The organism is Paenibacillus sp. 2TAB26 (assembly GCF_052115145.1).
Taxonomy (GTDB): Bacteria; Bacillota; Bacilli; order Paenibacillales; family Paenibacillaceae; genus Pristimantibacillus.
On the sequence record NZ_JBFRGC010000008.1, the window covers coordinates 57,592 to 81,055 of the forward strand.

The following is a 23,464-nucleotide window of genomic DNA, read 5'->3' on the forward strand; positions in this document are numbered from 1 at the left end:
CATAGATTGCTGCTTATCGCGCTGCTTCTGTTCATTTCTTTACTGCTGTGCTTTGCCTAATCGTCAGCTCGACTCCAATTACGACCTTTCGATCGATAGCAGCATCCTTATCCATTTGTGCAGTCAGCAATTTCACAGCCGTCTGTCCTTTGAGCACAATATCCTGATGAACGGTCGTTAAGCCGGGCACCATATAATGGCTGTTTTGATTATCGTCAAAACCCATTACGGATACATCACGCGGCACAACGATACCGAGATCATGCAAGCCTTTAATTAATCCAATAGCGAGAACATCCGATAAAGCGAATACAGCCGTTAGCTCCTGTCCTCTTGAAGCGATTTGAGATGCCGTGCGATAACCGCTAATGGAGGAGGTAGGAACCTCGAAAACATGGTCGCTTTGGTAGGCCATCCCTGCTTCTTCCAGCGCTCTCTTATAGCCGAGCCACCGTCTATGATTAACGCCTTCTTCCAGCAGTGTCCCGGTCAATAATGCGATGTTCTGGTGTCCAAGTGATAGCAGATGTTTTGTTCCGATATAACCCCCAAGCTCATCATCCAACCCAACTTGGTACAGCTCATTGTTTTTTAAATAGCTATCCATAAACACACAAGGCACATTCAACTCTAAAATTCGCTCGTATATCGGTGAACCCTCAAATACGCCAATAATGATCAAACCATCCAAATGGCGCTCACGAACGAATGAAAAGGTTTCATCCGGCTCTACCCCAACAAGAAGGACATGCAGCTTCTCATTCCGTGCCCCTTCTTCAATGCCCGTAACAAGCTGCCAATAAAACGGATTGTCATGCAGTCTGCCTTTCTCCAAGAAAGGGACAATGACCGCTATTAGCGATGATTTCTTATCCTTTAAATTGCGAGCGGACATGCTTGGCGTGAAATTCATCTCAGCGATAGCTGCTTGAACCGACTGAACCGTGTTAGGCGCTACTCTGCCTGTTCCATTCAGTACGTTGGATACCGTAGCAATCGATACTTTTGCGCGTTTAGCAACATCTTTAATCGTTATTCGTTCCTGACTCATGACGAACCACCTTTACAATAATTAAACGTTTCATCTACGTTAAACACTTATGAACAAAGAGTTTAAATTAGGAGATATATGAATTTAATAAATAATTGATTAAACGTTTCATTTAATAATTCATACTATATTTTATCCTGTATATTTCTGTCAATCATTATTTTGTAAGCGCTCTATTTTGTTCCGTCAGATGGCCTCTTCCATTCCGTAATAAAAAAAAATGAGCTTCAATGACAATACGATGTTTCAACTCTAACAAAATGGTGTATACATATTGACAGACATCTTCTAGTTTGTAATAATTATAAACAAGGAGTTAGTCTAATTTAATTCAGAATTTGCAATCAACCTTTCCATTTTTGTATTCACTGACTGCAAATAGCGCAAACTACCATCAGAAAGGATGATCATTATGACAACACCTACAACTGTACAACAACATTTGAATCGCCAAATCGCCAACTGGAGCGTACTTTACATCAAGCTGCACAATTATCACTGGTACGTAAAGGGCTCCCAGTTTTTCACTTTGCATGCAAAATTCCAAGAGCTTTATGAAGAAGCTGCGCTTCATGTCGATGAAATCGCTGAACGCTTGCTTGCCGTGAAGGGTACGCCTATCGCAACCATGAAAGATTATTTGAAAACTTCAAGCATTGAAGAAGCATCCAATAAAGAAGATGCGACACAGATGGTTGAGCAATTGATTAAAGATTTTACAACCGTAATCGGTGAACTGAAAGACGGCATGGAGGCCGCACAAAAGGCTGACGATGAAACAACAGCCGACATGCTCCTTGCTATTCATACGACACTTGAGAAGCATGTATGGATGCTAACCGCTTTTAATGGAAAATAATTGTTGCTCGTCCTATGCAAAAAGGAGCTTCGGCAGTATACTCACTGTCGAAGCTCCTTTATTTGCTTAGTGTTCTAGCCTGATACATCCATTTTAATCGCTGCTCATTTTGAGAACATCAACCGCTTTGAGCTTGAGTGCTGCCCTTGCTGGCGTAATATTAATGAGCAGAGAGGCCAGCAGCAAGCCAGCTATAATGGGAAAAACAATATCGAATGGATACTCATACAGGAGAGCCGACTTATCGCCTTTCAAATCCTCTTTCACACTCTCGACAAACATATGAACCCCGCTAAGGCCTATCGCTAAGCCTGACAACAAACCCATCAAGCTTATAACAAAACCTTCGATAAACAGCATCCAAAATATGGACTTGCCGGGAACGCCGATGCAGCGCATCATTCCGATCTGTTTGCTCCGCTCGCGCACGGCTCTAAACAAAATAATCGCAAGACCTAGTAAACCAATAAGAGCGGATATAACCGTAAAACCAATGAATCCATAGCCAATTTGTTTATTAATCAATTGCTCCGCTGTATTTTGCACATAAGGAACATGAAAGGCCAGTACGCCTTCAAGTGCAAATCTTTCCTCCAGCTCCTTAGCCAGCTTAATGTCTTTATAATCAAATTGAAATAAAACGAAGCCAAGATCGGTTTGGTTGGGCCATTTATGACCAAGCGGACGCAGCTCATCTACAACTTTTTTGTTCATCAAGGTTGTACCATAGAAATCTATTAACCCGGAAGCTGCGTCGTTATTTAAAAAACCAGCGATAATGAAATCTCGTTTCTGTGCCGGAACCCAAGCTTCTTCTCTCGATCGGAGCTTGCTCTTATATACAGGAAGCGTAATCTTATCGCCTGCCTTCAGATTTAATAATGGCTTAGGAAAAAGAGAGCTCTTCTCTTTGTAATAGTCAGGCAGGATCACATATGCAGGGTCATTCAGTACAGCCTGCCACGCTTCAGCATCGCTTGAGAACGCTGGCGATCGCGCATTTAATGCAAAGTTGTTATTAAGCAGGAGCTCCTTCGTAACGGGTATAATAGCTTGAGCTATGCCGTTCTCCTGCATACTAAGCATATAAGGCTCCACGACAACTTTCCCCTTTATATGCTCCTTTATCAACGGGTCAGCAGCGGCAACCGCTTCAATTTTATCCTTCTCCAGCTCAGATTGGTATACAGCATAACCACCAAAACCTAAGACAGTTTGATTTATGCGATCTACATTTCCGCTAGCCTGTATAAGCTGCGTAATCCCAACCAAAAATGTAATCAACATCATAACAAGTGCAAATAAAAGCGCTGCTGTGTACGTTCGTCCTTTATGTTGATTCGGGTATTTAACAGCAAGGAGCATGGATATCGGCGGAACACCAATAAGCCGCAGCAGCTTTTGCAGCGGGACAGTCATTTTCCCCACTACATTAAGCACGATAAATAACACTGTAAACACGGATGCTATCCAAGTAAGCACAATGGTAAGCATGTTGTCATTCGTTAATTCAGGCGGATCGATAAATGCAAATATGAAATGAACACAAGTAGCGGATAAACCCGCAGCGATTACCCAGCGGTTTCGTGTTCGTTTCCACCCTTTCGCTCGCAAGGTCCCGCCGTCCGCTGAAGGCCCTCGCAGCGCTTCAACAATATTGAATCTGCTTGCTTTACGAGCTGTTAATCCAGAAATGATAAGAAGAAACAACAAGGTTGCAGCAAATACAGTTACTGCTGTTAGGATCGAAACATGAGCTGTAATCGGCACAACGAGTCCAGCCATTTGAGACAGGTCCGCAGCATAGAAGCTATAAAAAAAATGAATCAATCCATAACCGCCAGACAACCCAATCAGCGTACCAAGCATCGCACTGGCTACTGACAGCAAGAGCGCTTCAACCATGAACATCGCAGATATATTGTCTCGCGAGAATCCGATTGCTCGTAGAATACCGTACATCTCCCGCCTGGAGTCGCCAATCATGACCAGCACCTGCCGCATAAACAGCATGCTCGATATAACGGCTACAATACTGATCATTCCAATAATGATCGAATAGTTCATATCATCGACTTCATTTTTATATTTGCTTTTCAAATTTTCTACATTGTAGGTGTGGCCTGAAACAAAAAACATGCCGCCCAAGTTTACAGATGGATCAGAGTTTCCCGCCAGTATAGCCTCATAGCCATCTCCAGCTTGGCCAGACATTTGACGCACAGCTTGCTCCGTACCGATTATTGTACCGGCAAATGCACCATATTCTTGGTAGCCAGTGAGTCCTCGCTGCTCTACTACCGCACGAATGCGAAATAACTCATCTTTGCCTGAGACAGTAACCTTAAGCGCGTCACCGACGTCAACATGCAGAAGCTTGGCTATGTCACGGTTAATAATAAGCTCATCGTCAGCCAAGCCATTTGTCCATAAGTTTTCATAGGCAGGATCAAACCTAGCAGCTTCCTCCATAGAGAAGCCCATAAACAGCATATTTTTCAGAATGGATTGCTCACCCGTATTTGCAGCCTCAGCAAAAACAGCCGCTTCCGCCTTTACATAGGGAAGAATCGTATAGTCGCTTTTTCGTGAGAAGTCTACTAAAAATGCAGCCTCTTCCGCGGAGAAACCGTCAGAATTAAGCTTCTCCGGCGTTAGCTTCCAGTTGATCGGGCCTAGATGCTTCTCAATCCAAGCTGCCCCGCTTCGCTCGACCGATTCATAGTTTACAGCACTAATGGCAATCAGCATGGCCCCGATGGCTCCAGCCATTATCGTGATCAACGTCTGCTTCCATTGTTTTCTCAGATGACTCAGCGCCATTCGCCATACAAGACTAGACGTTAGCATGACGAAACGCCCCCATCATGGATAACACGTCCGTTTTGCAATCGAATGGTGCGTGATGTTCGGTTAGCTACTTGTTGATCATGCGTCACAATAACGATCGTTGTGTTGTAATGGCGATTGAGCATCTCCAGCATCCCAATGATTTGATCCGCCGTTTCCGTATCAAGCGCGCCTGTAGGCTCATCTGCCCAAATGATATCGGGTCGCCCCACAATAGCTCTAGCGATAGCAACTCGTTGATTTTGACCGCCTGATAGTTGATTAGGATATTGATTAGCTTTATCAGACAGCCCAACCTCTTTGAGCGCTTCAAGCGCTCTCTCTTTGGCCTTATTGGCATCACTGCCTGCGGCAATAAGCGGCAGCGCCGTATTCTCCCAAGCATTCAGCACCGGTATGAGATGATAGGATTGAAACACGAACCCCATCTTCGCAAGCCGCAGCTTAGCGATCTTTTCGTCTTCCCATGAATGGATGGGCGCGTCTCCAATCCATACTTCACCTTTATCGCTGGACTCGATGCCAGCCATAATATGCAGCAGCGTTGATTTGCCGCAACCGGAGGCACCCGTAATGGATACCATTTCTCCTTTAGTAATTGTAAAAGATACGTCCCTCAGCGCTCTGACCGCTGCTTCTCCCTTGCCATACGTCTTACATAATTCCTTTATCTTTATCATCTCTTCAAATCTCACCCCTTGTTCCATTGAATGCTATCACTTTATCAAATCGATATGCATTCTTAATGGAGCAAATATGCAGAACTTGTGCAGATGGCTAGTCTTTTATGATGGGGAGGCTTAACGTAAACGCAGCTCCTTTGCCATAACTGCTCGACACATCAAGCGTTCCGCTGTGGGCATGCGCGAATTGCTTCGCTATGGCGAGCCCAAGGCCCAGCCCTGAGCCGCGTTTGCTTGCTCTAGCTTGCCCAGCTCCTCTGTAAAAGCGGTCAAAAACAAAAGCAAGCTCCTCCTCTTCAATTCCCAAACCATCATCGATAATCGTCAATTCCGCATATCCAGCTTCTAAGCTGAGCTCGATTCGCAGCTCATGGCGTGCATGCTGCAGCGCATTCCCAATCAAATTAATAATAATTTGCCTGATCCTTGCTTCATCCGCATAAATACGAATATCATGCTCCATATGTACCGTTGCCTGTATCGTATGTTCATCCGATTGAACGACTAGCGTCTCAGCAACCGCCGCAGCTAGCGCGGTAAGTGAAAACCAGCTTTTGCTTAAGGACAAATGGCCAGATTCCGCTAGCGACAGCTCCTGTAAATCTCGAACTAACTTAGTGAGACGCAGCGTCTCATCATGAAGCGACACAGTACGCGCTAATGGCAGCGGCAGTCCCTCCTGAATGGCATGGTCCAGCTGCGTCCGCATGACTGCAATCGGCGTTCGAAGCTCATGAGCAATGTCAGCTACCATCGTTCGCCTAACCGTTTCTAGACGTTCTACACGCCGCACAAGCCCATCTATTTGATCGAGCGCATCCGTGAGCTGCTTGTCCCCGTCTATACGATGATTTTCTGATAAAGAGGCTCGCTCCCAAATTAACGCCGCTATTCGCCGCTCCGTTTGTTTTGAAACATTGTGCGAGCGTTGAATAACCCATAATCCAATGCTGTATATCAACATAGCGAGCAACAGCGGCGGCAATACCATTCTCATACTTATAAGTTTCTGAGCTGTAGTCGATACCTGCGTATACCCGACAATCGAGCCATTTGAGAGTACGGCTATTTTCCGCTCGTCTTTATCCGTATTTTGCTTAATGACCAGCGTGGCTATCTCGGTTATTGCATCTTTGTCATAAACGATAATGGACAGCGACTTGTGTCCGGAAATCATGTAACGATCATGCTGAAGCCGATCCTCAAGACCGATCCAGCTTCCCGTCGTCTCATAAAAAAGCTTAGCGTATCCATTCCAAAACAGCTGCGTCTTCTTAAGCTCAGTCCGATCGATGCTGTTCATCATCCATAAGGTACAAATAAATGCAACAATGACAGCAATCATACATATGTAAACTAATCTAAGCTTCTCACGCTGCATGCTTATACTGCTATAGCTCTTCACAGTACTTCCTCCGTAAAACGATAGCCAACTCCATACACGGTTTGAATGAGCTCACGCTTCTCATCGCCGCCTTCCAGCTTACGCCTCAAATTGCGAATATGTGAATCGAGCGTTCGCTCATAACCGAGAAAACCGTCGCCAAGCGCCTCATCCATCAAATGTGTTCGTGTAAACACTCTGCCTGGATTTGCCGCGAGCTTCCACAGCAGCAAAAATTCAGTACGGGTCAAGTCAAGTTTGTGCTCATTGAGCACAGCTGTGAAGCGCTGCTGATCGAGCATGAGCGGTCCTCTATAAATAATCGATTCATCAGGCGCAGGAAGGGATGGCTCGCCATGCTTGCTTGCTCTGCGCATAACCGCTTTAATTCTCGCACTTAGTTCACGAAGCCCAAACGGCTTCGTCAAATAATCGTCCGCGCCAAGCTCCAGTGCCAGCACCTTATCGAATTCATCACCCTTGGCTGTTACCATAATGAAGGGCAGCTTCCACTCTTTTTCATTACGCTTGCAAATGTCTATTCCGCTCGCTCCACCGGGCAGCATCCAATCTACTAGCAGCAAATCCGGATTCATCTGCTTAATGAGCGGCTCCGCTTCGGTCAATGAGGAAGCGCCATAAACCTCCACCGATTCTTTCCGCAAATAATCAGCGCATTCCTGAAGCAGCTGCTGCTCATCCTCAATCCAAACGACTTTCATCTTACACTCACACTCCCCTAAATAAATTGTTGCATAAAAAAACAGTTCTTCCAAGTAGGGAAGAACTGTCTTTTCATACAAATCTATGGATGTTCGCTAAACAAACTCGCTGCCGCGAAATGATAATCAATTGATCTTATACAAACTTTACGCTGCAGCTGCCTACAGCTGTACCTGCCCATAATGCTTGCAGCTGGTCACCATCATGCAAAGCAGCCACCCCTGCTGGCGTTCCTGTGAATAGAAGATCGCCGGCGCCAAGCCCGTAATGCTCTCCTACGAATTGAATCAGCTCCGATACGCTGAATAACATATCGCTGGCTTTGCCGCGCTGCGCCTCTTCGCCATTTCGCAAGAGCACAAACTCGTTTTCAGCAAGAGCCGCTGCACCTGGATAAGGAAGCCATTCACCAAGCGGAGCTGAGTTTTTAAACCCTTTGGCCGCAAGCCATGGCTGTCCCTTAGCCTTCAGCTTGGACTGAACGTCACGAAGTGTTAAGTCCAAACCAAGCGCCATGCCGTCAATGCATTGTTCTGGATCGATGCCCGGCTCATACCCACGGCCAATCCGCAGTACGATTTCAAGCTCAAAGTGCACCTCGCCTACATTACCGGGAAGATCTACGGTGTTGCCTGCCATTGGAACAATGGCATGCGACGGCTTTGTAAACACGAGCGGCTTATCAGGCACCTCATTGCCAAGCTCCAAAGCGTGAAGTTTATAATTTCGACCGATACAATAAATATTACGAATCTCATTGCTGCTCATGAACAATGCCGCCTTTCTATTTCAACTAGGTTAAATCGGTTTCGTTTACTTCTGGGCAGCGATTTGCTCAGCCAATTCATTCAGTTCTGCCCAGCGGTCCATTAGCTTCTCCAGCTTTTCTTCCAGCTGCTGCTGCTCTGCTGCCAGCTCTAGGAGACGAGCAGAATCGCTGCTTGCAGCTTCCATGCGTGAGGCGATTTCACTGATCTCGGTTTCCGCAGCCTCAATCCAGCCATCAATTTGCTCAAAGTCCTTTTGATCCTTATAGGACATTTTGAGTGTACGTCCCTTAACCGCGGTTTTCGCAGCCGCTTCTGTACTTTTCACCTCTGCGCTCGAAGCCGCTTTTGCAACGGCTGTGTCGGCTGCAACCGCTGATGGCGTAGTTCCAGCGCCGTATTTCTCAACAAACGCTTGGTAATCTGAATAGTTGCCAGTGTGATGTGCAATAACGCCATTGCCCTCGAACGCGATAATTTTGTCTACTGTCCGATCAAGGAAATAACGATCATGAGAGACAACGAACACCACGCCCGGGAAATCGTCAAGATAATCCTCCAGCACTGTAAGTGTGGAAATATCCAAGTCATTCGTCGGCTCATCGAGCAGCAGCACATTCGGTGCATTCATTAACACGCGCAATAGCTGCAAGCGGCGCTTCTCGCCGCCGGACAGCTTCGAAATCGGTGTCCACTGCATCGTAGGGGAGAATAGGAAACGCTCCAGCATTTGTCCCGCCGATATGGTCGAGCCATCAGCCGTCTTTACTTGCTCAGCGCCCTCGCGGATATATTCGATCACTCGCAAAGACTGATCCATCTCTTCATGCTCTTGCGAGAACCAGCCCAGCTTGACTGTTGTACCAAGGTCCACGGTTCCTTCGTCTGGCGTTAATTGCCCTGTAATCAGCTTCATTAGCGTTGATTTCCCGCTTCCGTTGCGTCCGACGATGCCTACTCGGTCCTCTGGAACGGCAATATAGCTGAAATCGCGAATAAGGGTCCGATCACCAAAGCTTTTTTTCACATTTTCCATTTCAAGGATTTTCCGGCCCAGCCTAGTCGAAGCTACCGATACGTCCATCTTCCCGCCCGCTTGCTTCGGTGCATCTGCCTTAAGCGCCTCAAAGCGATCGATACGCGCCTTTTGCTTCGTCGATCTTGCTTTAGCTCCTCGTCTGATCCAAGCGAGTTCATTGCGCAGTAAATTTTGACGCTTCGATTCCGTCGAAGCTTCCCGCTCCTCGCGGTCCAGCTTCAGCTCAAGGAAACGACTGTAGTTTGCTTGATAGAAATGGGCTTGGCCTTTATCGAGCTCGATGACGCGGTTACTGACACGATCAAGGAAATACCGATCATGCGTAATCATGAGCAATGCGCCTCTGCGTTTTTGCAGCATGCCTTCGAGCCAAGCTACGGAATCATTATCGATATGGTTCGTAGGCTCATCCAGAATGAGCACATCGGAAGGAAGCAATAAAGCAGCTGCCATAGCGACACGCTTGCGCTGGCCGCCGGACAACGTCTCTACCTTCGCTTCAAAATCATTAATGCCAAGCTTTGACAGCGCCATCTTCGCATCGCTCTCCAGCTGCCATGCATCAAATTCATCCATAAGCTGATTTGCCTTAATCAGCTTATCTTGCAGCGCTACATCGCTTGGATTAAGCTCAATCGCTTCCATTGCCGCAGCATAAGCCTGCACAGCTCTTAGCTGAGGAGAATCTCCGCCAAGCACATGCTCCAGCGTCGTTTCGTTCGGAGCAAATACCGGGTCCTGCGCCAGCATTCTAACCGTTACCCGGTTGCCGATCGACACTGTGCCTGAGTCAGCTTGTTCTAGGCCCGCAATCACCTTAAGAAAGGTGGACTTCCCTGTGCCGTTCACACCAATGATGCCGACTTTGTCGCCATCCTCTACGCCAAATGTTACATTTTCGAACAATAGCTTCTCGCCATAGCTCTTCGTTATATGTTCTACAGATAATAAATGCATGAGACAAACCTACTTTTTTGGAATAGTATTGCTGCGATTGCAGCCCCTCGTATCATACCATAAAAAGCCCATATCATTACATGAACCTCTGTACAGCAAAAAGAATCAGCACCTTGTCCCATGAGACAAGAGCTGATCCTTTCTTATTTCGCTGTTTATTAACGCTTTCCGATCATGTTCTCGGGACGAACAAATTCATCGAATTGCTCTGAAGTAAGCAAGCCGCTCGCGATAGCCGACTCCTTCAATGTTAGTCCTTTTTTGTGAGCGTTTTTGGCAATGGCAGCCGCATTCTCGTAGCCGATATGCGGATTAAGCGCTGTGACCAGCATAAGCGACTGATCTAGATTACGTTTGATTACCGCTTCGTTTGGCTCGATGCCAACCGCGCAGTTGTCGTTGAATGAAACCATGCCATCAGCAAGAAGGGCTACTGATTGCAGGAAGTTATAGATGATAACTGGTTTGAATACGTTTAGCTCGAAGTTTCCTTGGCTTGCTGCCATCGAAATAGCCGTATCATTGCCAATCACTTGGCATACTGCCATCGTCAAAGCTTCGCTTTGCGTTGGATTAACTTTACCTGGCATAATCGAGCTGCCCGGCTCGTTCTCAGGAATCGAAATTTCACCAATGCCGCAGCGTGGACCGCTTGCCAGCCATCTTACATCGTTTGCAATTTTCATCAAATCAGCCGCCAGCGCTTTTACGGCACCATGCGTGTATACGATTTGGTCGTGGCTTGTAAGCGAGTGGAATTTGTTCTCTGCCGTTACAAATGTTTTGCCCGTAAGCGCCGTTACTTCTTGCGCTACTGCGACTGCAAAGTCAGGGTGAGCATTAAGGCCCGTACCAACTGCCGTACCGCCAAGCGCTAGATCGCGCATTGTTTCTACGCTTTGAACTAACATAGCGCGCGTTCTGTCCAGCATGGAGTACCAGCCGCTGATTTCTTGGCCCAGCGTAATTGGTGTAGCATCTTGAAGATGAGTACGTCCAATTTTTACAATATCGTTAAACTTCTCCGCTTTCGCGCGAAGCGTGCCATTCAGTAGATCAAGAGATGGAAGCAAGCGATCCTCGAGCGCAATTACGCCAGCAATATGCATCGCTGCAGGGAATGTATCATTCGAGCTTTGTGAGCGGTTTACGTCATCATTCGGGTGGATGCGCACTTCGCTTCCGCGTTCTGCAAGCAAGTTGTTCGCACGGTTAGCAATAACCTCATTCACGTTCATGTTCGTTTGCGTGCCGCTGCCTGTTTGCCATACGACTAATGGAAAATGCTCATCCCATTTGCCTGAAACGATTTCGTCTACCGCTTCACCAATAATCGCTGATTTTGCTGCATCCAAAACGCCAAGCTTCTCGTTGGCTTGCGCGGCTGCTTTTTTAATATAAGCCATCGCATACACCACTTCGATCGGCATGCGCTCACCGCTAATTTTGAAGTTTTGCAAGCTGCGTTGCGTTTGTGCGCCCCATAGCTTATCCGCAGGAACCTGAATCTCGCCCATTGTGTCCTTCTCAATACGATAATCCATTAATTGAACGACTCCTTTAATCAATTGTGTTTTCTCTTTTTTGACCCTGTTTCTGTTATAACGCTATTCCTGTTCAGAATCAAGCAAAGCTCCCAAATTGGTTATAAGGACTGTGCTTTTACTTTTCGCTGCAGCGTACCGTTTTCCTCTTCGATTTCAATAAATACTGCTCTTTCATCCGGCTCATTATTGGGTGCGTGCATGGCAAGCATAAGCTGTCCTTCCAATGAGCGGAATAACATGCCGTGTCCACCATCCTGCGGGAAAAGCGTCTCCGCATCCTGCGTCCATGGCCCTTCAATCGTTCCGCTGGCTGAACGGGCGATCCCAATAGCGTAGCCATTTTTCGAACCGCTTGACCAAAGCATAAGCAGCTCCCCTGCTTGATTACGATATAGATAAGGACCGTCTGTTATATAGTTGTTATGATCATCGCCAAATGGAATGGCCCAAGCTGCTTCCGACGCGGAGAAAAGCGTGATCGGCTCTCCAGCCGCTTCCTTTAAATCTGCGGTCAATGGAATGGCGCACATTTTACCATCATTCACCTGCACCCATTCTTGGCAAAATACCATCCATGGCGTTCCATCTGCTTCGATATGCAGCGTACCGTCAAGACATTCCCACTCCGATGGAGTGACGGGCTTATCTGTAAGTGGGACAAAAGGCCCAAGAGGGCTTTCCGATATTAAAACCTGTGTTGCGCGCCGCTTATCCTCTGACTTAAATGAAGCAAACATATAGTAGCTGTTATCGTAAACATACACTTCTGGCGCCCAAAAATGATGATCCGACCAAAAACCAGGCGCTGGCCTGAAGGCTGGATAAGGCCCATCCCAATTCTCAAGATCAGTGCTTTTGTACGTATCGAACCCCGTCCCTGGAGCTGACCATACATTCTCATCCGTTGTCCCGTATAGGTAATAACATTTCTCTTGCTCATTTACGAGTATGTAAGGATCACGAATTCGAATTTGCTCTCGTTTCAGCATTGGCTGGATTTCCCCCTCTAAACTAGTCACGTAACTATGAGAAAATGATATCCTTTTTTACATTTCAAAAAAAAGAACCTGACAGAGGCAGCCTCCGTCAGGTATTTGATTAAAGTCCTTTTGCTTCGCGGTAAGCTGCGATATAAGCAGCGGCTTTCTGCTCAATGAGCGAGAAGTCGCCCGTTTTTACAGCGTCCTTCGTTAGATCGGATCCGATACCGACCGCTACCGCGCCCGCTTTGATCCAGTCCTTTAGGTTGTCGAGCGATACGCCGCCGGTTGGCATAACGTTAGCCTGCGGCAACGGCCCTTTAATAGAAGGAATCACACTTGGTGAATATAGGTTGCCTGGGAACAGCTTCACGATATCAACGCCCAGCTCCAATGCCGTTTGAATTTCATGAATGGTCATTGTACCCGGCAAAATAGGAACCGCATAGCGATTGCAAAGCTTGATCGTATCCGGATTAAGCGCTGGAGAAACGACATATTCCGCCCCTGCCAATATAGCAGCGCGTGCCGTTTCTGGATCTAGTACTGTGCCGAGGCCGATAATAGCAAAGTTGTCAGCATCAGGTGATACGGAGCTTGAATACTCTTTGGATAATTGCTCGATGGCACGCAGTGCAAATGGTACTGTCATCGTAATTTCAATTGCTTTGATACCGCCTTTAATTGCACGGCGTGACATTTCCACAACTTCCTCAGGCGAGTCCGCACGCAATACCGCCACGACGCCGGCATCCGTCAACTGCTGAAGCACTCTAAGCTTTTTCATCCCTTAGTCCCTCTTCCCATTATGTTCGTATTTGTTCGAAAATGTGTAGTCTATACCGCTCATTATATGTCGTATTAGCTAAATCTTCAATGGAATGTCCTACTTCGCGTAATCGATTTCAAGAAACTTTTCTACTTCTGTCACCCAACGTTCATTTACAAACTGCACATGCAGCGGATGCTCGTTATAAGCATCATAATCAGCCTGATTCGCAAATTCCATGGCGAAGCCATGGCGGTAGTCATTTTTCCCGCTTACTTGCTTATACACTTGAAAGTTCTTTACAGACGGAATCGAAGTAAGAATCCGCTCGCCATCCTCCAAAAACTGCTGTTCCTCCGCAGAGCCTTGTTCATGCTTCAAGTTAAAAATGACGGAGTGCAATATCCAGTCTTTTGTTTGCGTTGTCATACGTTTCACTCCTTCTTCTCTATGAAATGGTTTTGTTCCTATAAAAATAACATAAACAAGCTGCTAAGTGGAACGCTTTTCGATACAAAGCCTTCCATTTTTTGTTCTTGTTCTTTTTTCAAAATATACATTATTATAAGCTTGGTTCTATTAAATTCCGAAACGATAGTATTGGAATTTAGTAGCTTCTGCTCTATTATGTTTATGTTAACATTTATGACATGAGAGGAAGATTGGTAGAATGCAAGAAGGTCAGCTTAAGGGGAAAAAGGGTTTACGAAAGCTCGCTGTCTCGTCATTGACTTTATTCGTACTGTCGATGCCGTTTAACGGTATGTTCGCAGCAGCAGCGGATGCAGGGTCCAGCGTGAAACTCAGAATTATGGAAACAACAGACATTCACACCAATCTTGTGCCGTACGATTATTACAAAGATGCCGTTTCCAATACGGTCGGATTTGCTAGAACTTCAAATCTGATTAAAGCGGCTAGAGCAGAATCAAAGAACACATTCCTTGTTGACAACGGTGACCTTATCCAAGGCACGCCGCTTGGCACTTACAAGGCTGTCGTAGCTCCAATTAAAGACAAAGAGATTCATCCCGTTTATAAGGCCATGAATCAACTTGACTACGACGTTGCTACCCTTGGCAACCATGAATTCAACTATGGATTAGATTATTTGGACAACGCTCTTAAAGGCGCCAATTTCCCTTATGTGAGCGCAAACGTATATATCGATGATAAGGACTCGAATCCGGATAACGATGTGAACCGCTTTGAGCCTTACAAAATTATTACGAAAAAAGTCGTTGATGAATCCGGTCAGGAGCAGACGCTGAAAATCGGTGTTATCGGCTTTGTACCTCCGCAAATTACACAGTGGGACAAAACTTGGCTTGAAGGCAAAGTCATTACGAAGGATATTGCCGCAACTGCTGAGAAATTTGTACCTAAAATGAGAGCGGAAGGCGCAGACATTATTATTGCTATGGCGCACACGGGCTTTAATGCCAACTCTCAAGCAAATACTAACGCGGAGGATGCTGTACTGCTTCTAAGCAAGGTGTCTGGTATTGATGCAATTACATTCTCTCATACTCATAAAGTATTCCCTGCAGTTGACGAGAAATCGCTCGACGCTTTATTTAAGGATGCTTCTGGCAAAGTATATGCAAGCGTTGACAATGCGAAGGGCACGATTAATGGAGTGCCAGCCGTGCAAGCTGGATACGGCGGAAGCAATCTAGGAATTATTGATTTGTCGCTAGAGAAACAGGATGGCAAATGGAAAGTTGCTGGCTCCCAGTCTTCCACGAAAGCGATTTACGATAGCGCAGCGAAGAAACCGCTTGTTGAAATCGATCAAGCGATCATCGACGCCGTGAATGGTGACCACGAAGCAACGATTAAATACGCAAACAACCCTATCGGAACAACAACAGCGCCGATTCACAGCTATTTTGCGCTCGTACAAGACGACCCTTCTGTTCAGATCGTAACGAACGCACAGAAATGGTATGTTGAAAACTATATTAAGAAAAACCTGCCAGAATACAAGGACACGCCAATCTTGTCCGTAGGCGCTCCATTCAAGGCGGGACGCAATGGCGTTGAGGAATTCACAGAAATTAAAGCCGGCCCGCTCGCGATTAAGAGTGCAGGCGATCTCTATCTCTACGACAACACGCTTAAAGCGATCATGGTTAAGGGTTCTGTTGTGAAAGAATGGCTGGAAATGTCTGCTGGCAAATTCAATCAAATCGATCCAAGCAAATCGGAAGAGCAAGAACTGCTTAATCCTTCATTCCAAGTGTATAACTTTGATGTGATCGATGGCGTAACTTACCAAGTTGACGTTACCAAACCAGCTAAATATAAAGTTGATGGTACGATTAATGATGCAGCTTCCAGCCGGATCATTAAGTTAAACTACAAAGGCAAGCCGGTAGATCCAAATCAAGATTTCATCGTTATTACTAACAATTACCGTGCTGGCGGCGGCGGCAACTTCCCAGGCGTTAAAGGAAGTAAATATATTATTGACGCACCGGACGAAAACCGCCAAATCTTAATGGATTACATTAGCACCAATAAGCAAATCAACCCATCGATCGATAACAACTGGTCGATTGCTCCAGTTATGGGCGATGTAAAGGTTACATTCACTTCATCTCCAAAAGCGGCGGAGTATGCTAAAACGACGAACAACATCCGTTACTTGGATAAAGTCGATGAAAAGGGCTTCGGCATCTTCTCCCTCGACCTAAACAAGCTATTTACTGATGTACCAGCTTCTCACTGGGCTTCCCCTGCTATTAATGAGCTGGTTGCAAAACAAATCGTTACAGGCAAAACCGATACCACTTTTGAGCCAAACACGAACGTTACCCGCGCGGAATTCGCGACACTGCTCGTGAAAGCTTTGAAATTGACTGCGAAAAGCAAAGGCTCGTTCACCGATGTTCCAGCGACTGCATGGTATGCGGAATCCGTTGCAGCGGCAAGCGAGAACGGCTTGGTTAACGGAGTTTCCAAAGGCAAATTTGCTCCGAACGACAAAATTACGCGTGAGCAAATGGCAGTAATGGCAAGCAACGCATTGAAACTCAAAGCAGGCAAAGAGACGATCGTAGCGGAAAGCAAAAAAATGGCCGACGATGCTCAAATTAGTGCTTGGGCAAAAGCTGGCGTGAATATCGTAGTTGACCGCGGGGTTATGAACGGACGCGGCGAAGGCAAGTTTGTCCCTAAAGCGTCATCGACTCGTGCGGAGGCGGTGAAAGTCGTTCATACGCTGATCAGCGATATTTCGGTACAATTGCTGGGCATTAACGATTTCCACGGACAATTGGATTACAAAAAAGATGTAAAAGATGCAGCGGGCAAAGTCGTGTCGACACTCGGAGGCGCGGATTATTTGGCCACATATTTGAAACAACGCGAAGCTTCGAATCCGAACACGCTGCTTGTGCATGCTGGCGATGCGGTTGGTGCTAGCGCACCGGTATCCGCGATGCTGCAGGATGAGCCGACGATCGATTTCTTGAACCGTCTCGGCTTCGATATCGGCACACTCGGCAACCATGAGTTTGACGCTGGCGCAGCTGAGGCACTCCGCTTAATCAACGGAGGCAAAAACCCGAAAACGGGCAAGGATTTCGCCGGTGCAAACTTCCCTTATGTCGCTGCAAACGTAGTGGATGCAAACGGCAAGCCGCTGCTTGACGCCTACAAAGTACTTGAAGTTGGCGGAGTTAAAGTCGGTTTTATCGGGGTCGTAACGAATATTACGCCTTCTATCGTAAAAGCTGAAAGCATTAAAGGCCTTAACTTTATCGAGCAAGCTCCAGCGGTTAACAAAGCAGTGAAAGAACTGCAAGCGAAGGGCGTGCACACCATCGTTATTTTGGCGCATGATCCATTCGATGGCAAAGCCGACGCTCCAACTGGCGAAGTTGTCGATCTGGCTAACAACGTTGATGATGATGTAGACGTCATCTTCGCAGGCCACAACCATGGCGGCCTGAACAAAATGATCGACGGCAAACTTGTCATTGAAGCCTTTTCTTATGGTACGGCATTCTCTGATGTGGATCTAGTTATCGATCGTGCAACGCATAATGTTATTTCCGCTAAAGGCGAAGTCGTTGAAGTGAAACGCGAAGGCGTTACGCCGGATGCAGAAATTGCACAAATGATCAAATCGTACCAAGAGCTGAACGCTCCAGTTATGAACGCACCGGTTACTAAAACGGATGCTGCCATTACACGTACAACTAACGCTTCCGGCGAATCAGCGCTAGGAAACCTAATTGCCGATGGCATGCGCGAAGTAATGAAAGCGGACTTTGCATTCATGAATTCAGGCGGAATTCGTAATGATCTTCCACAAGGAAATGTCACTTACGGAAACATGTTCTCCGTACAGCCTTTCGGCAATGTGCTCATTAAGATGACGCTGACTGGCGCGCAAATGAAAGAGCTGATGAATCAGCAATGGGCAGGAACAAGCCCGAAGATTGGCCAAATTTCCGGTTTCACATATAAGTATGACGATAGCAAGCCAGACGGCCAAAAGATTGTTGAAATCAAGAAAGCCGATGGCACTGTTCTAGATGACGCAGCAGCCTATACGATTGTCGTAAACGATTTTATGGCAACAGGCGGCGACGGCTACACGGTGCTCTTGAAAGGAACAAACCGTGAGGCTGGTCCTGTAGATCTTGACGCTACGATCACATATATTAATGCGAAATCCACAACCGGTACTATCTCGGCAAAAATTGAAGGCCGCTTTACTAAAGTGAACTAATCACCTGTTAAAAGAAAATCCCCCTCGCCGAGGCTTCATTCGCACCGGTCGAGGGGGATTTTTTGTATAATAAAGTGAACAATGAAAAATAACCGAATCGTAAATAGAGAGGGGATTCATTGCATGGCTTCATCTAAGCGAGCAAAGAATGCAGCAGGACCTATTTTAGGAACGCGCCAATTAAACAGAGCTTTGCTTGAGCGGCAAATGCTGCTGCGAAGATCCAATATATCCGTGCTGGAGGCCATCCAGCATTTGGTTGCCATTCAGTCACAAGCGCCTAACCCGCCCTATTTCGCGTTATGGACACGGCTTGAGAACTTCCGACAGGAGCAGCTCTCTAGGCTCATCACGGAGCGTCAAGTCGTGCGCATTGCTCTCATGCGCTCTACGATTCATCTGGTCAGTGCGCGTGACGGTTTGGAAATGAGGCCCTTGCTTCAACCTGCTTTAGAAAAAGGCATGTTTAGTACATACGGAAAGATGCTGCAAAACGTAGACCTCGAAGCTATCCGTGAAGCTGGTCGCGCTTTAGTGGAGGAGCAGCCTCGCACATTCAACGAACTCGGCCATCTACTCGCGTTAGAGTGGCCTAATGTTGACCCATCTGCCCTTAGCGCTGCCATTCGTACTCTCGTCCCGCTCGTCCAAATCCCGCCTCGCGGTGTATGGGGACTTAGTGGTCAAGCAACACATACATCTGCGGAAGCTTGGCTTGGTCAATCGCTTGCGAACTCTCCTTCCCTCAAGACGATGCTGCTGCGTTACCTTGGCTCCTTTGGCCCCGCAACCATTAAGGATATGCAAGTTTGGTCTGGGCTAAGCAAGCTCCGCGAGACTATAGAACAGCTGCGTCCAAGCCTGCGTACCTTCTCCGATGAGAAGGGCAATGAGCTGTTTGATTTGCCGGATGCTCCCTTGCCGCCCGGCGACACGATAGCTCCGCCGCGCTTTCTATCCGAGTTCGATAATATGCTGCTCTCCTACTCTGACCGCAGCCGCATTTTGGATGAAAAGTATAAACCGCTCGTGTTCACAATTAACGGCATTATTCGCTCTACGTTTTTAATAGACGGATTCGTCCGCGGCACGTGGAAAATAGAACAAAACAACGAAACCGCTGCACTCATCATGCAATCATTTGAGAAGTTAAGCGCAGCAGATCATGATGCTTTAGTGGAAGAAGGCCAAAAGCTGCTCACATTCGCTGCAGGCAGCTCCCTCTCGCATGATATTCAGTTCATAGCGCTAAAATAAGTATGATCCGCAGCCTGTGCATCTGCTGCTTTTTTCGAAACGCGAGCTTTTCCGCTAAACGACCAATATGTTGCAATGCGAAGCAGTCGCTCAAATGGGCCATTTTTGAACCAGAACAGGATGAAGCTGGACACAACGGCTTGAACGGCATAAATGGCTATGCCAAGCAGTACGCCGTTAAGCACACCGATTTCTCCAAACCAGCCCAACGCATATCCATAAAATATAGTGGTACAAATCACCGTCTGCATTAAATAGTTGGTCATAGACATTCGTCCTACCGATTCAAATGCCATAATGATATAGGATCGTTTAGATAAAAAGGACATGACGAACGCAAGACCAAAAATATACCCAAAGGCCAGCAATTGTCCGCCCAAACTCAATAATACGCCGCTCCAAGCCCACTCTGGTTGAAGCACTGCCACGCCTTTCGATAATAGACCCAGCGGCAGCAAAATACCGCCGATCCACGCATATCTGCGTCTCTCTCGCTTCGGATTATGGAACCATTGCTTATTCGCAGCTGCAATTCCAAACAAAAACATTGGCAGCAGCATAAATGGAATCATAACTACAAGCACCGCCATGACTGCCGCAGGTATTTCTAATGGATCCTCATCTTGGCGGAAGTTCATAATTTCTTGATAGGTCCCTTCCCCGTACACCATTTTGGATTCTACCACATATTCCTGCATGCGAGCTTTCTCTTCTGGTTTATCCTTCTCCATTCCGAAGCTTATGCCAGCCATTAAGACACTCAAAATTACTCCCCATATCATAAGCGTCTTTGGCTTCCGTTTGATAAACAACAATAAGCAAAAACCGGCGATCCCATATGCAAGTAGAATATCGCCCTCCCAAAGGAGCATGCTATGCATAAGCCCAAGCCCTATTAGCATAAAAAAGCGCCGTACCATATACCTCGCTGGCTTAAGCCCCTTGGCGACTAGTCCTTCGCGCAGCTTAAAGAGGCTGTAGCCGAACAAAAACATAAAGATAGGCATAAAGCTGCCTTCCACCGCTACCTTGAGAACTTGATGCGTCACTTCATCAGTAGAAGTAGGATTAAATAGCTGCATTTCCTCTTTCCCATAAATGCCATATTGAAAAATAAGCATGTTCGCCAGCAAGATGCCAAGCAAGCAGAACCCTCTAATCGCATCAATAACGCGAATTCGCTGTCCCGTTTCATTTTGATTTATCATTCCCATCACCTCTTACCCAATCATAAGGATTCCAATTGAACAGCGAACAAACGGAATCATAACAGCAGCTTAATTTTTTTCAATTTTGTTCAACAGATGTTAAGGTTGGTGTGCTAGCATAAAACGGGGTGATGAACATGAACAAAATTGTCATAGTGGAAGATGAACCTTCTATTGTAAAAATGCTGCAGCTGGTGCTCCAAAAGGAAGGCTTCCAGCATATCCATACAGCAGGAACCTGCCAAGAAGCTCTCGATACGATCGCTCGCTACGGAGCCGATATCGTGCTGCTGGATGTGATGCTGCCTGACGGCAGCGGATTTGAGCTTTGCTCAAAAATTAGACAGCTGGGCAATCCGCATATCTTATTTTTAACCGCCAAAGCATCCGATCTCGATATACTGACCGGATTTGCGATGGGCGGCGATGACTATATCACAAAACCATTTAATCCATTGGAGATTGCCGCTCGCATTAAAGCAAGGCTGCGCCGCATGGAAGAGGCGGAATCACCTCCACCGCATTCAACATTTGCTTCGTCAATATCTGCTGCCTCTACCCCCCATCAAACCTACCGTTATGGCCGTTTTCAGTTAAATGAAGCAGCTGGGGAATTATTAGTAGATAATCAGCCGGTATCATGCCCTGCACAGGTTTTTCAGCTGCTGCTGTATTTCTGCAAAAACCCCGGCATCGTCTTCTCGAAAGGTCAGCTTTATGAAGCGGTATGGGGCATTGACGGATTAGGGGACGACAACACGGTTATGGTTCACATCAGGCGAATTCGCGAGAGAATTGAGTATGATCCCAGTATACCGACGCATCTGCTTACCGTTCGTGGTCTCGGCTACAAATTAGTTAGGGAGCCTGTAAGCCTATGAAGGTTCAACGCCGAATGGCCTTTCATTTTACATATCAGCTCGTCGTATATTCGATTCTCATATTCGTTGCGATGATCGTGCTGTTTCTTGTCCTTATTAATAAAATTACGAACGAGGATCTCAAACGGAACTTTCCCGCCGGCGCGCTTAGCTCCATTGTCGCGGAAACCGACTATTCGAAAAAAGAGATTAAGATGTCGACGCACTGGAAGGAGCTCATTGAAGAGCGTGATATGTGGCTGCAAGTCGTGGACTCCAAAGGGCAGGTTATTTATTCCGTCCATTCGCCGAAAGAGCAGCCGACTTCTTATTCGATTACGCAGCTTTTAGCCATCCAGCAATCCGAAAAATCCGGCATCTATACCGTCGATAACGAGCTCGATCTGACGTATTCTACTCCGCTGCTCTTTCTTCTTGGTTACAAAAATCCGCAGCAAGAGAAGCTGACTGCATGGTATATGGCATATCAGCAGAATGGTCTAGTAAATGAGGCATATAAGAATGACCTGCTCACCGAGCTAAGGAAAACGAAGAGCTATTTGCTAATCGTAGACCAAGCTGGCAAAAGTGTTCAAACGATTGGAGATCAGACTTCAGCTATCGATGTATATGAGCCGTTGGAAGTGCTGACTATGCAGCAAAAGCCTGGTGATTATGATACGAACATCTTTGTGTACCAGCCTGAAAATAGTGATTTGACTTGGATTTTGCACACGCCAAACGAACAAATAACGTATACGAAGCAGCCCATCCTATCGGAAGCTATACGTATCTTCATTTGGATAGGCGGCTCGCTGCTCTTACTCTCCCTTGCTATCTCCATTTGGCATGGCTATCGCTATGGTCAGCCGCTCATCCTATTCGCCGGTTGGTTCGAGCGGATGGGCAATGGACGGTATGATGAGGTGCTTACGCCAAAGGATCGCAAAAAGGTATTCCGCCGCAGTGGCAAGCTGCGTATTCGCTACCGCCTTTACCGGGAAGTGATTGCGGCTTTCTACCAAATGGCCGAGCGGCTGGCGCAAACGGAGAAGGATCGGCGCCAGCTTGAGAAAACGAGAGAGGAATGGATGACTGGCATTTCGCATGATTTGCGCACGCCGCTCTCTACCATTCAAGGCTACGGCTATATATTGGAAAGCTCCCCTGCGCAGTGGAGTGATGAAGAGCTTCAGGACATGGGCAAAATGATTCGTGAAAAAAGCAGCTATATGCTGGAGCTTATGAATGACTTCTCGCATATTTATCAAATAAAGCATGGAACCGTCCATATGGATCGACATGAATTTGAGCTCGGCGAGCTGGTTAGACGCTCAGTACTCAAATATGTGAACGATGCTACGCTTTCCGAGGTAGACTTCCTTTATGAGGGAGACGAGCTGCCTGTCAGCCTTTATGGCAATCCGAAGTGGATGCAGCGGCTAATGGATAATCTGCTTTCGAACGCCGTGAAACATAATCCTACAGGCATAACCGTTACGGTAACCTGCGGCATGCTGAATGATGATGCCTACATCCGCGTCTCCGACAACGGGAGAGGCATGGATGAGGCCACTGTCAACAAGCTGTTCGAAAGATATTACCGCGGGACGAATACAGAAGAATCAAGCAGTGGTACTGGCCTTGGCATGAGTATCGCCAAAATGATCGTAGAAGCACATCAAGGCCGAATCGAGGTGCGTTCTGCGATTGGTGAAGGCACCTCGATCAGTATTTATTTTCCAAGCGATTGATCCACTCGTTTGGGCCGTAAGGGAGCCTCTGC

The 23,464-nt window shown here is 46.7% G+C and carries 17 protein-coding genes; 5 read left to right on the plus strand and 12 right to left on the minus strand.

All coding sequences use genetic code 11. The features are described 5' to 3' along the window. Positions 1–31: 31 nt before the first annotated feature. On the minus strand, positions 32–1,051 hold the full coding sequence (locus tag AB4Z50_RS10325) for a LacI family DNA-binding transcriptional regulator (RefSeq protein WP_441878554.1): 1,020 nt from the start codon (positions 1,049–1,051) through the stop codon (positions 32–34). A 412-nt stretch (positions 1,052–1,463) separates the two neighbouring features. Here AB4Z50_RS10325 and AB4Z50_RS10330 point away from each other — a divergent pair, with 412 nt between their 5' ends. Further along, positions 1,464–1,910: a Dps family protein gene (locus tag AB4Z50_RS10330; RefSeq protein WP_430055183.1), complete on the plus strand. Its 447-nt coding sequence runs from the start codon at positions 1,464–1,466 to the stop codon at positions 1,908–1,910. 93 nt (positions 1,911–2,003) lie between these two features. Here AB4Z50_RS10330 and AB4Z50_RS10335 read toward each other — a convergent pair whose 3' ends face one another. The 10 genes from AB4Z50_RS10335 to AB4Z50_RS10380 all read right to left on the minus strand — a co-directional run bounded on the left by AB4Z50_RS10335 (position 2,004) and on the right by AB4Z50_RS10380 (position 14,038). Then, complete coding sequence (locus AB4Z50_RS10335) at positions 2,004–4,760, minus strand: ABC transporter permease (protein ID WP_441878556.1); 2,757 nt, start codon at positions 4,758–4,760, stop codon at positions 2,004–2,006. Beyond that, a complete protein-coding gene (locus tag AB4Z50_RS10340) occupies positions 4,754–5,440 on the minus strand; it encodes an ABC transporter ATP-binding protein (protein ID WP_441878558.1) in 687 nt (228 codons plus the stop codon). The genes AB4Z50_RS10335 and AB4Z50_RS10340 overlap by 7 nt, the downstream gene beginning before the upstream one ends. A gap of 97 nt (positions 5,441–5,537) precedes the next feature. Continuing rightward, positions 5,538–6,848, minus strand: a complete 1,311-nt coding sequence (locus tag AB4Z50_RS10345; protein WP_441878560.1) for a sensor histidine kinase — start codon at positions 6,846–6,848, stop codon at positions 5,538–5,540. Continuing rightward, positions 6,845–7,549 (minus strand): winged helix-turn-helix domain-containing protein, encoded by a 705-nt coding sequence (locus AB4Z50_RS10350; protein WP_441878562.1) that lies wholly within the window; start codon positions 7,547–7,549, stop codon positions 6,845–6,847. Before AB4Z50_RS10350 ends, AB4Z50_RS10345 begins: the two co-directional genes overlap by 4 nt. A gap of 136 nt (positions 7,550–7,685) precedes the next feature. Then, complete coding sequence (locus AB4Z50_RS10355; RefSeq protein ID WP_441878564.1) at positions 7,686–8,318, minus strand: fumarylacetoacetate hydrolase family protein; 633 nt, start codon at positions 8,316–8,318, stop codon at positions 7,686–7,688. A 45-nt stretch (positions 8,319–8,363) separates the two neighbouring features. Then, complete coding sequence (locus AB4Z50_RS10360) at positions 8,364–10,313, minus strand: ABC-F family ATP-binding cassette domain-containing protein (RefSeq protein WP_441878566.1); 1,950 nt, start codon at positions 10,311–10,313, stop codon at positions 8,364–8,366. Between the two features lie 158 nt (positions 10,314–10,471). Beyond that, on the minus strand, positions 10,472–11,857 hold the full coding sequence (fumC, locus tag AB4Z50_RS10365; protein ID WP_076268818.1) for a class II fumarate hydratase: 1,386 nt from the start codon (positions 11,855–11,857) through the stop codon (positions 10,472–10,474). 101 nt (positions 11,858–11,958) lie between these two features. Continuing rightward, positions 11,959–12,849, minus strand: a complete 891-nt coding sequence (locus AB4Z50_RS10370; protein WP_441878568.1) for a glycoside hydrolase family 43 protein — start codon at positions 12,847–12,849, stop codon at positions 11,959–11,961. A gap of 109 nt (positions 12,850–12,958) precedes the next feature. After that, a complete protein-coding gene (locus tag AB4Z50_RS10375) occupies positions 12,959–13,627 on the minus strand; it encodes a bifunctional 2-keto-4-hydroxyglutarate aldolase/2-keto-3-deoxy-6-phosphogluconate aldolase (protein WP_441878570.1) in 669 nt (222 codons plus the stop codon). 99 nt (positions 13,628–13,726) lie between these two features. Next, positions 13,727–14,038, minus strand: a complete 312-nt coding sequence (locus AB4Z50_RS10380) for a Dabb family protein (RefSeq protein ID WP_076268814.1) — start codon at positions 14,036–14,038, stop codon at positions 13,727–13,729. 241 nt (positions 14,039–14,279) lie between these two features. Between AB4Z50_RS10380 and AB4Z50_RS10385 the strand changes: the two genes are divergently transcribed. Further along, positions 14,280–18,353, plus strand: a complete 4,074-nt coding sequence (locus AB4Z50_RS10385; protein WP_441878572.1) for a bifunctional 2',3'-cyclic-nucleotide 2'-phosphodiesterase/3'-nucleotidase — start codon at positions 14,280–14,282, stop codon at positions 18,351–18,353. Positions 18,354–18,476: 123 nt separating this feature from the next. Next, a complete protein-coding gene (locus AB4Z50_RS10390; protein ID WP_441878574.1) occupies positions 18,477–19,610 on the plus strand; it encodes a winged helix DNA-binding domain-containing protein in 1,134 nt (377 codons plus the stop codon). On the opposite strand, the gene AB4Z50_RS10395 is transcribed toward AB4Z50_RS10390, so the two are convergent. Further along, positions 19,589–20,818, minus strand: coding sequence for a DUF418 domain-containing protein (locus AB4Z50_RS10395; protein ID WP_441878576.1), 1,230 nt, complete (start codon positions 20,816–20,818; stop codon positions 19,589–19,591). The two genes, AB4Z50_RS10390 and AB4Z50_RS10395, sit on opposite strands and share 22 nt — an antisense overlap. A gap of 131 nt (positions 20,819–20,949) precedes the next feature. Here AB4Z50_RS10395 and AB4Z50_RS10400 point away from each other — a divergent pair, with 131 nt between their 5' ends. Together AB4Z50_RS10400 and AB4Z50_RS10405 are read left to right on the plus strand one after the other, a co-directional pair. Continuing rightward, a complete protein-coding gene (locus AB4Z50_RS10400; RefSeq protein WP_441878578.1) occupies positions 20,950–21,699 on the plus strand; it encodes a response regulator transcription factor in 750 nt (249 codons plus the stop codon). Then, positions 21,696–23,432: a sensor histidine kinase gene (locus tag AB4Z50_RS10405; RefSeq protein ID WP_441878580.1), complete on the plus strand. Its 1,737-nt coding sequence runs from the start codon at positions 21,696–21,698 to the stop codon at positions 23,430–23,432. The genes AB4Z50_RS10400 and AB4Z50_RS10405 overlap by 4 nt, the downstream gene beginning before the upstream one ends. The last annotated feature ends 32 nt before the right edge of the window (positions 23,433–23,464 follow it).

Coding starts and splice junctions, on each gene's coding strand:
- AB4Z50_RS10360 (WP_441878566.1), bottom strand. CDS start 10,313: ATGCATTTATTATCTGTAGAACATATAACGAAGAGCTATGGCGAGAAG.
- AB4Z50_RS10325 (WP_441878554.1), bottom strand. CDS start 1,051: ATGAGTCAGGAACGAATAACGATTAAAGATGTTGCTAAACGCGCAAAA.
- AB4Z50_RS10350 (WP_441878562.1), bottom strand. CDS start 7,549: ATGAAAGTCGTTTGGATTGAGGATGAGCAGCAGCTGCTTCAGGAATGC.
- AB4Z50_RS10390 (WP_441878574.1), top strand. CDS start 18,477: ATGGCTTCATCTAAGCGAGCAAAGAATGCAGCAGGACCTATTTTAGGA.
- AB4Z50_RS10375 (WP_441878570.1), bottom strand. CDS start 13,627: ATGAAAAAGCTTAGAGTGCTTCAGCAGTTGACGGATGCCGGCGTCGTG.
- AB4Z50_RS10380 (WP_076268814.1), bottom strand. CDS start 14,038: ATGACAACGCAAACAAAAGACTGGATATTGCACTCCGTCATTTTTAAC.
- AB4Z50_RS10370 (WP_441878568.1), bottom strand. CDS start 12,849: ATGCTGAAACGAGAGCAAATTCGAATTCGTGATCCTTACATACTCGTA.
- AB4Z50_RS10405 (WP_441878580.1), top strand. CDS start 21,696: ATGAAGGTTCAACGCCGAATGGCCTTTCATTTTACATATCAGCTCGTC.
- AB4Z50_RS10385 (WP_441878572.1), top strand. CDS start 14,280: ATGCAAGAAGGTCAGCTTAAGGGGAAAAAGGGTTTACGAAAGCTCGCT.
- AB4Z50_RS10335 (WP_441878556.1), bottom strand. CDS start 4,760: ATGCTAACGTCTAGTCTTGTATGGCGAATGGCGCTGAGTCATCTGAGA.
- AB4Z50_RS10355 (WP_441878564.1), bottom strand. CDS start 8,318: ATGAGCAGCAATGAGATTCGTAATATTTATTGTATCGGTCGAAATTAT.
- AB4Z50_RS10330 (WP_430055183.1), top strand. CDS start 1,464: ATGACAACACCTACAACTGTACAACAACATTTGAATCGCCAAATCGCC.
- AB4Z50_RS10400 (WP_441878578.1), top strand. CDS start 20,950: ATGAACATGAACAAAATTGTCATAGTGGAAGATGAACCTTCTATTGTA.
- AB4Z50_RS10340 (WP_441878558.1), bottom strand. CDS start 5,440: ATGATAAAGATAAAGGAATTATGTAAGACGTATGGCAAGGGAGAAGCA.
- fumC (WP_076268818.1), bottom strand. CDS start 11,857: ATGGATTATCGTATTGAGAAGGACACAATGGGCGAGATTCAGGTTCCT.
- AB4Z50_RS10395 (WP_441878576.1), bottom strand. CDS start 20,818: ATGATAAATCAAAATGAAACGGGACAGCGAATTCGCGTTATTGATGCG.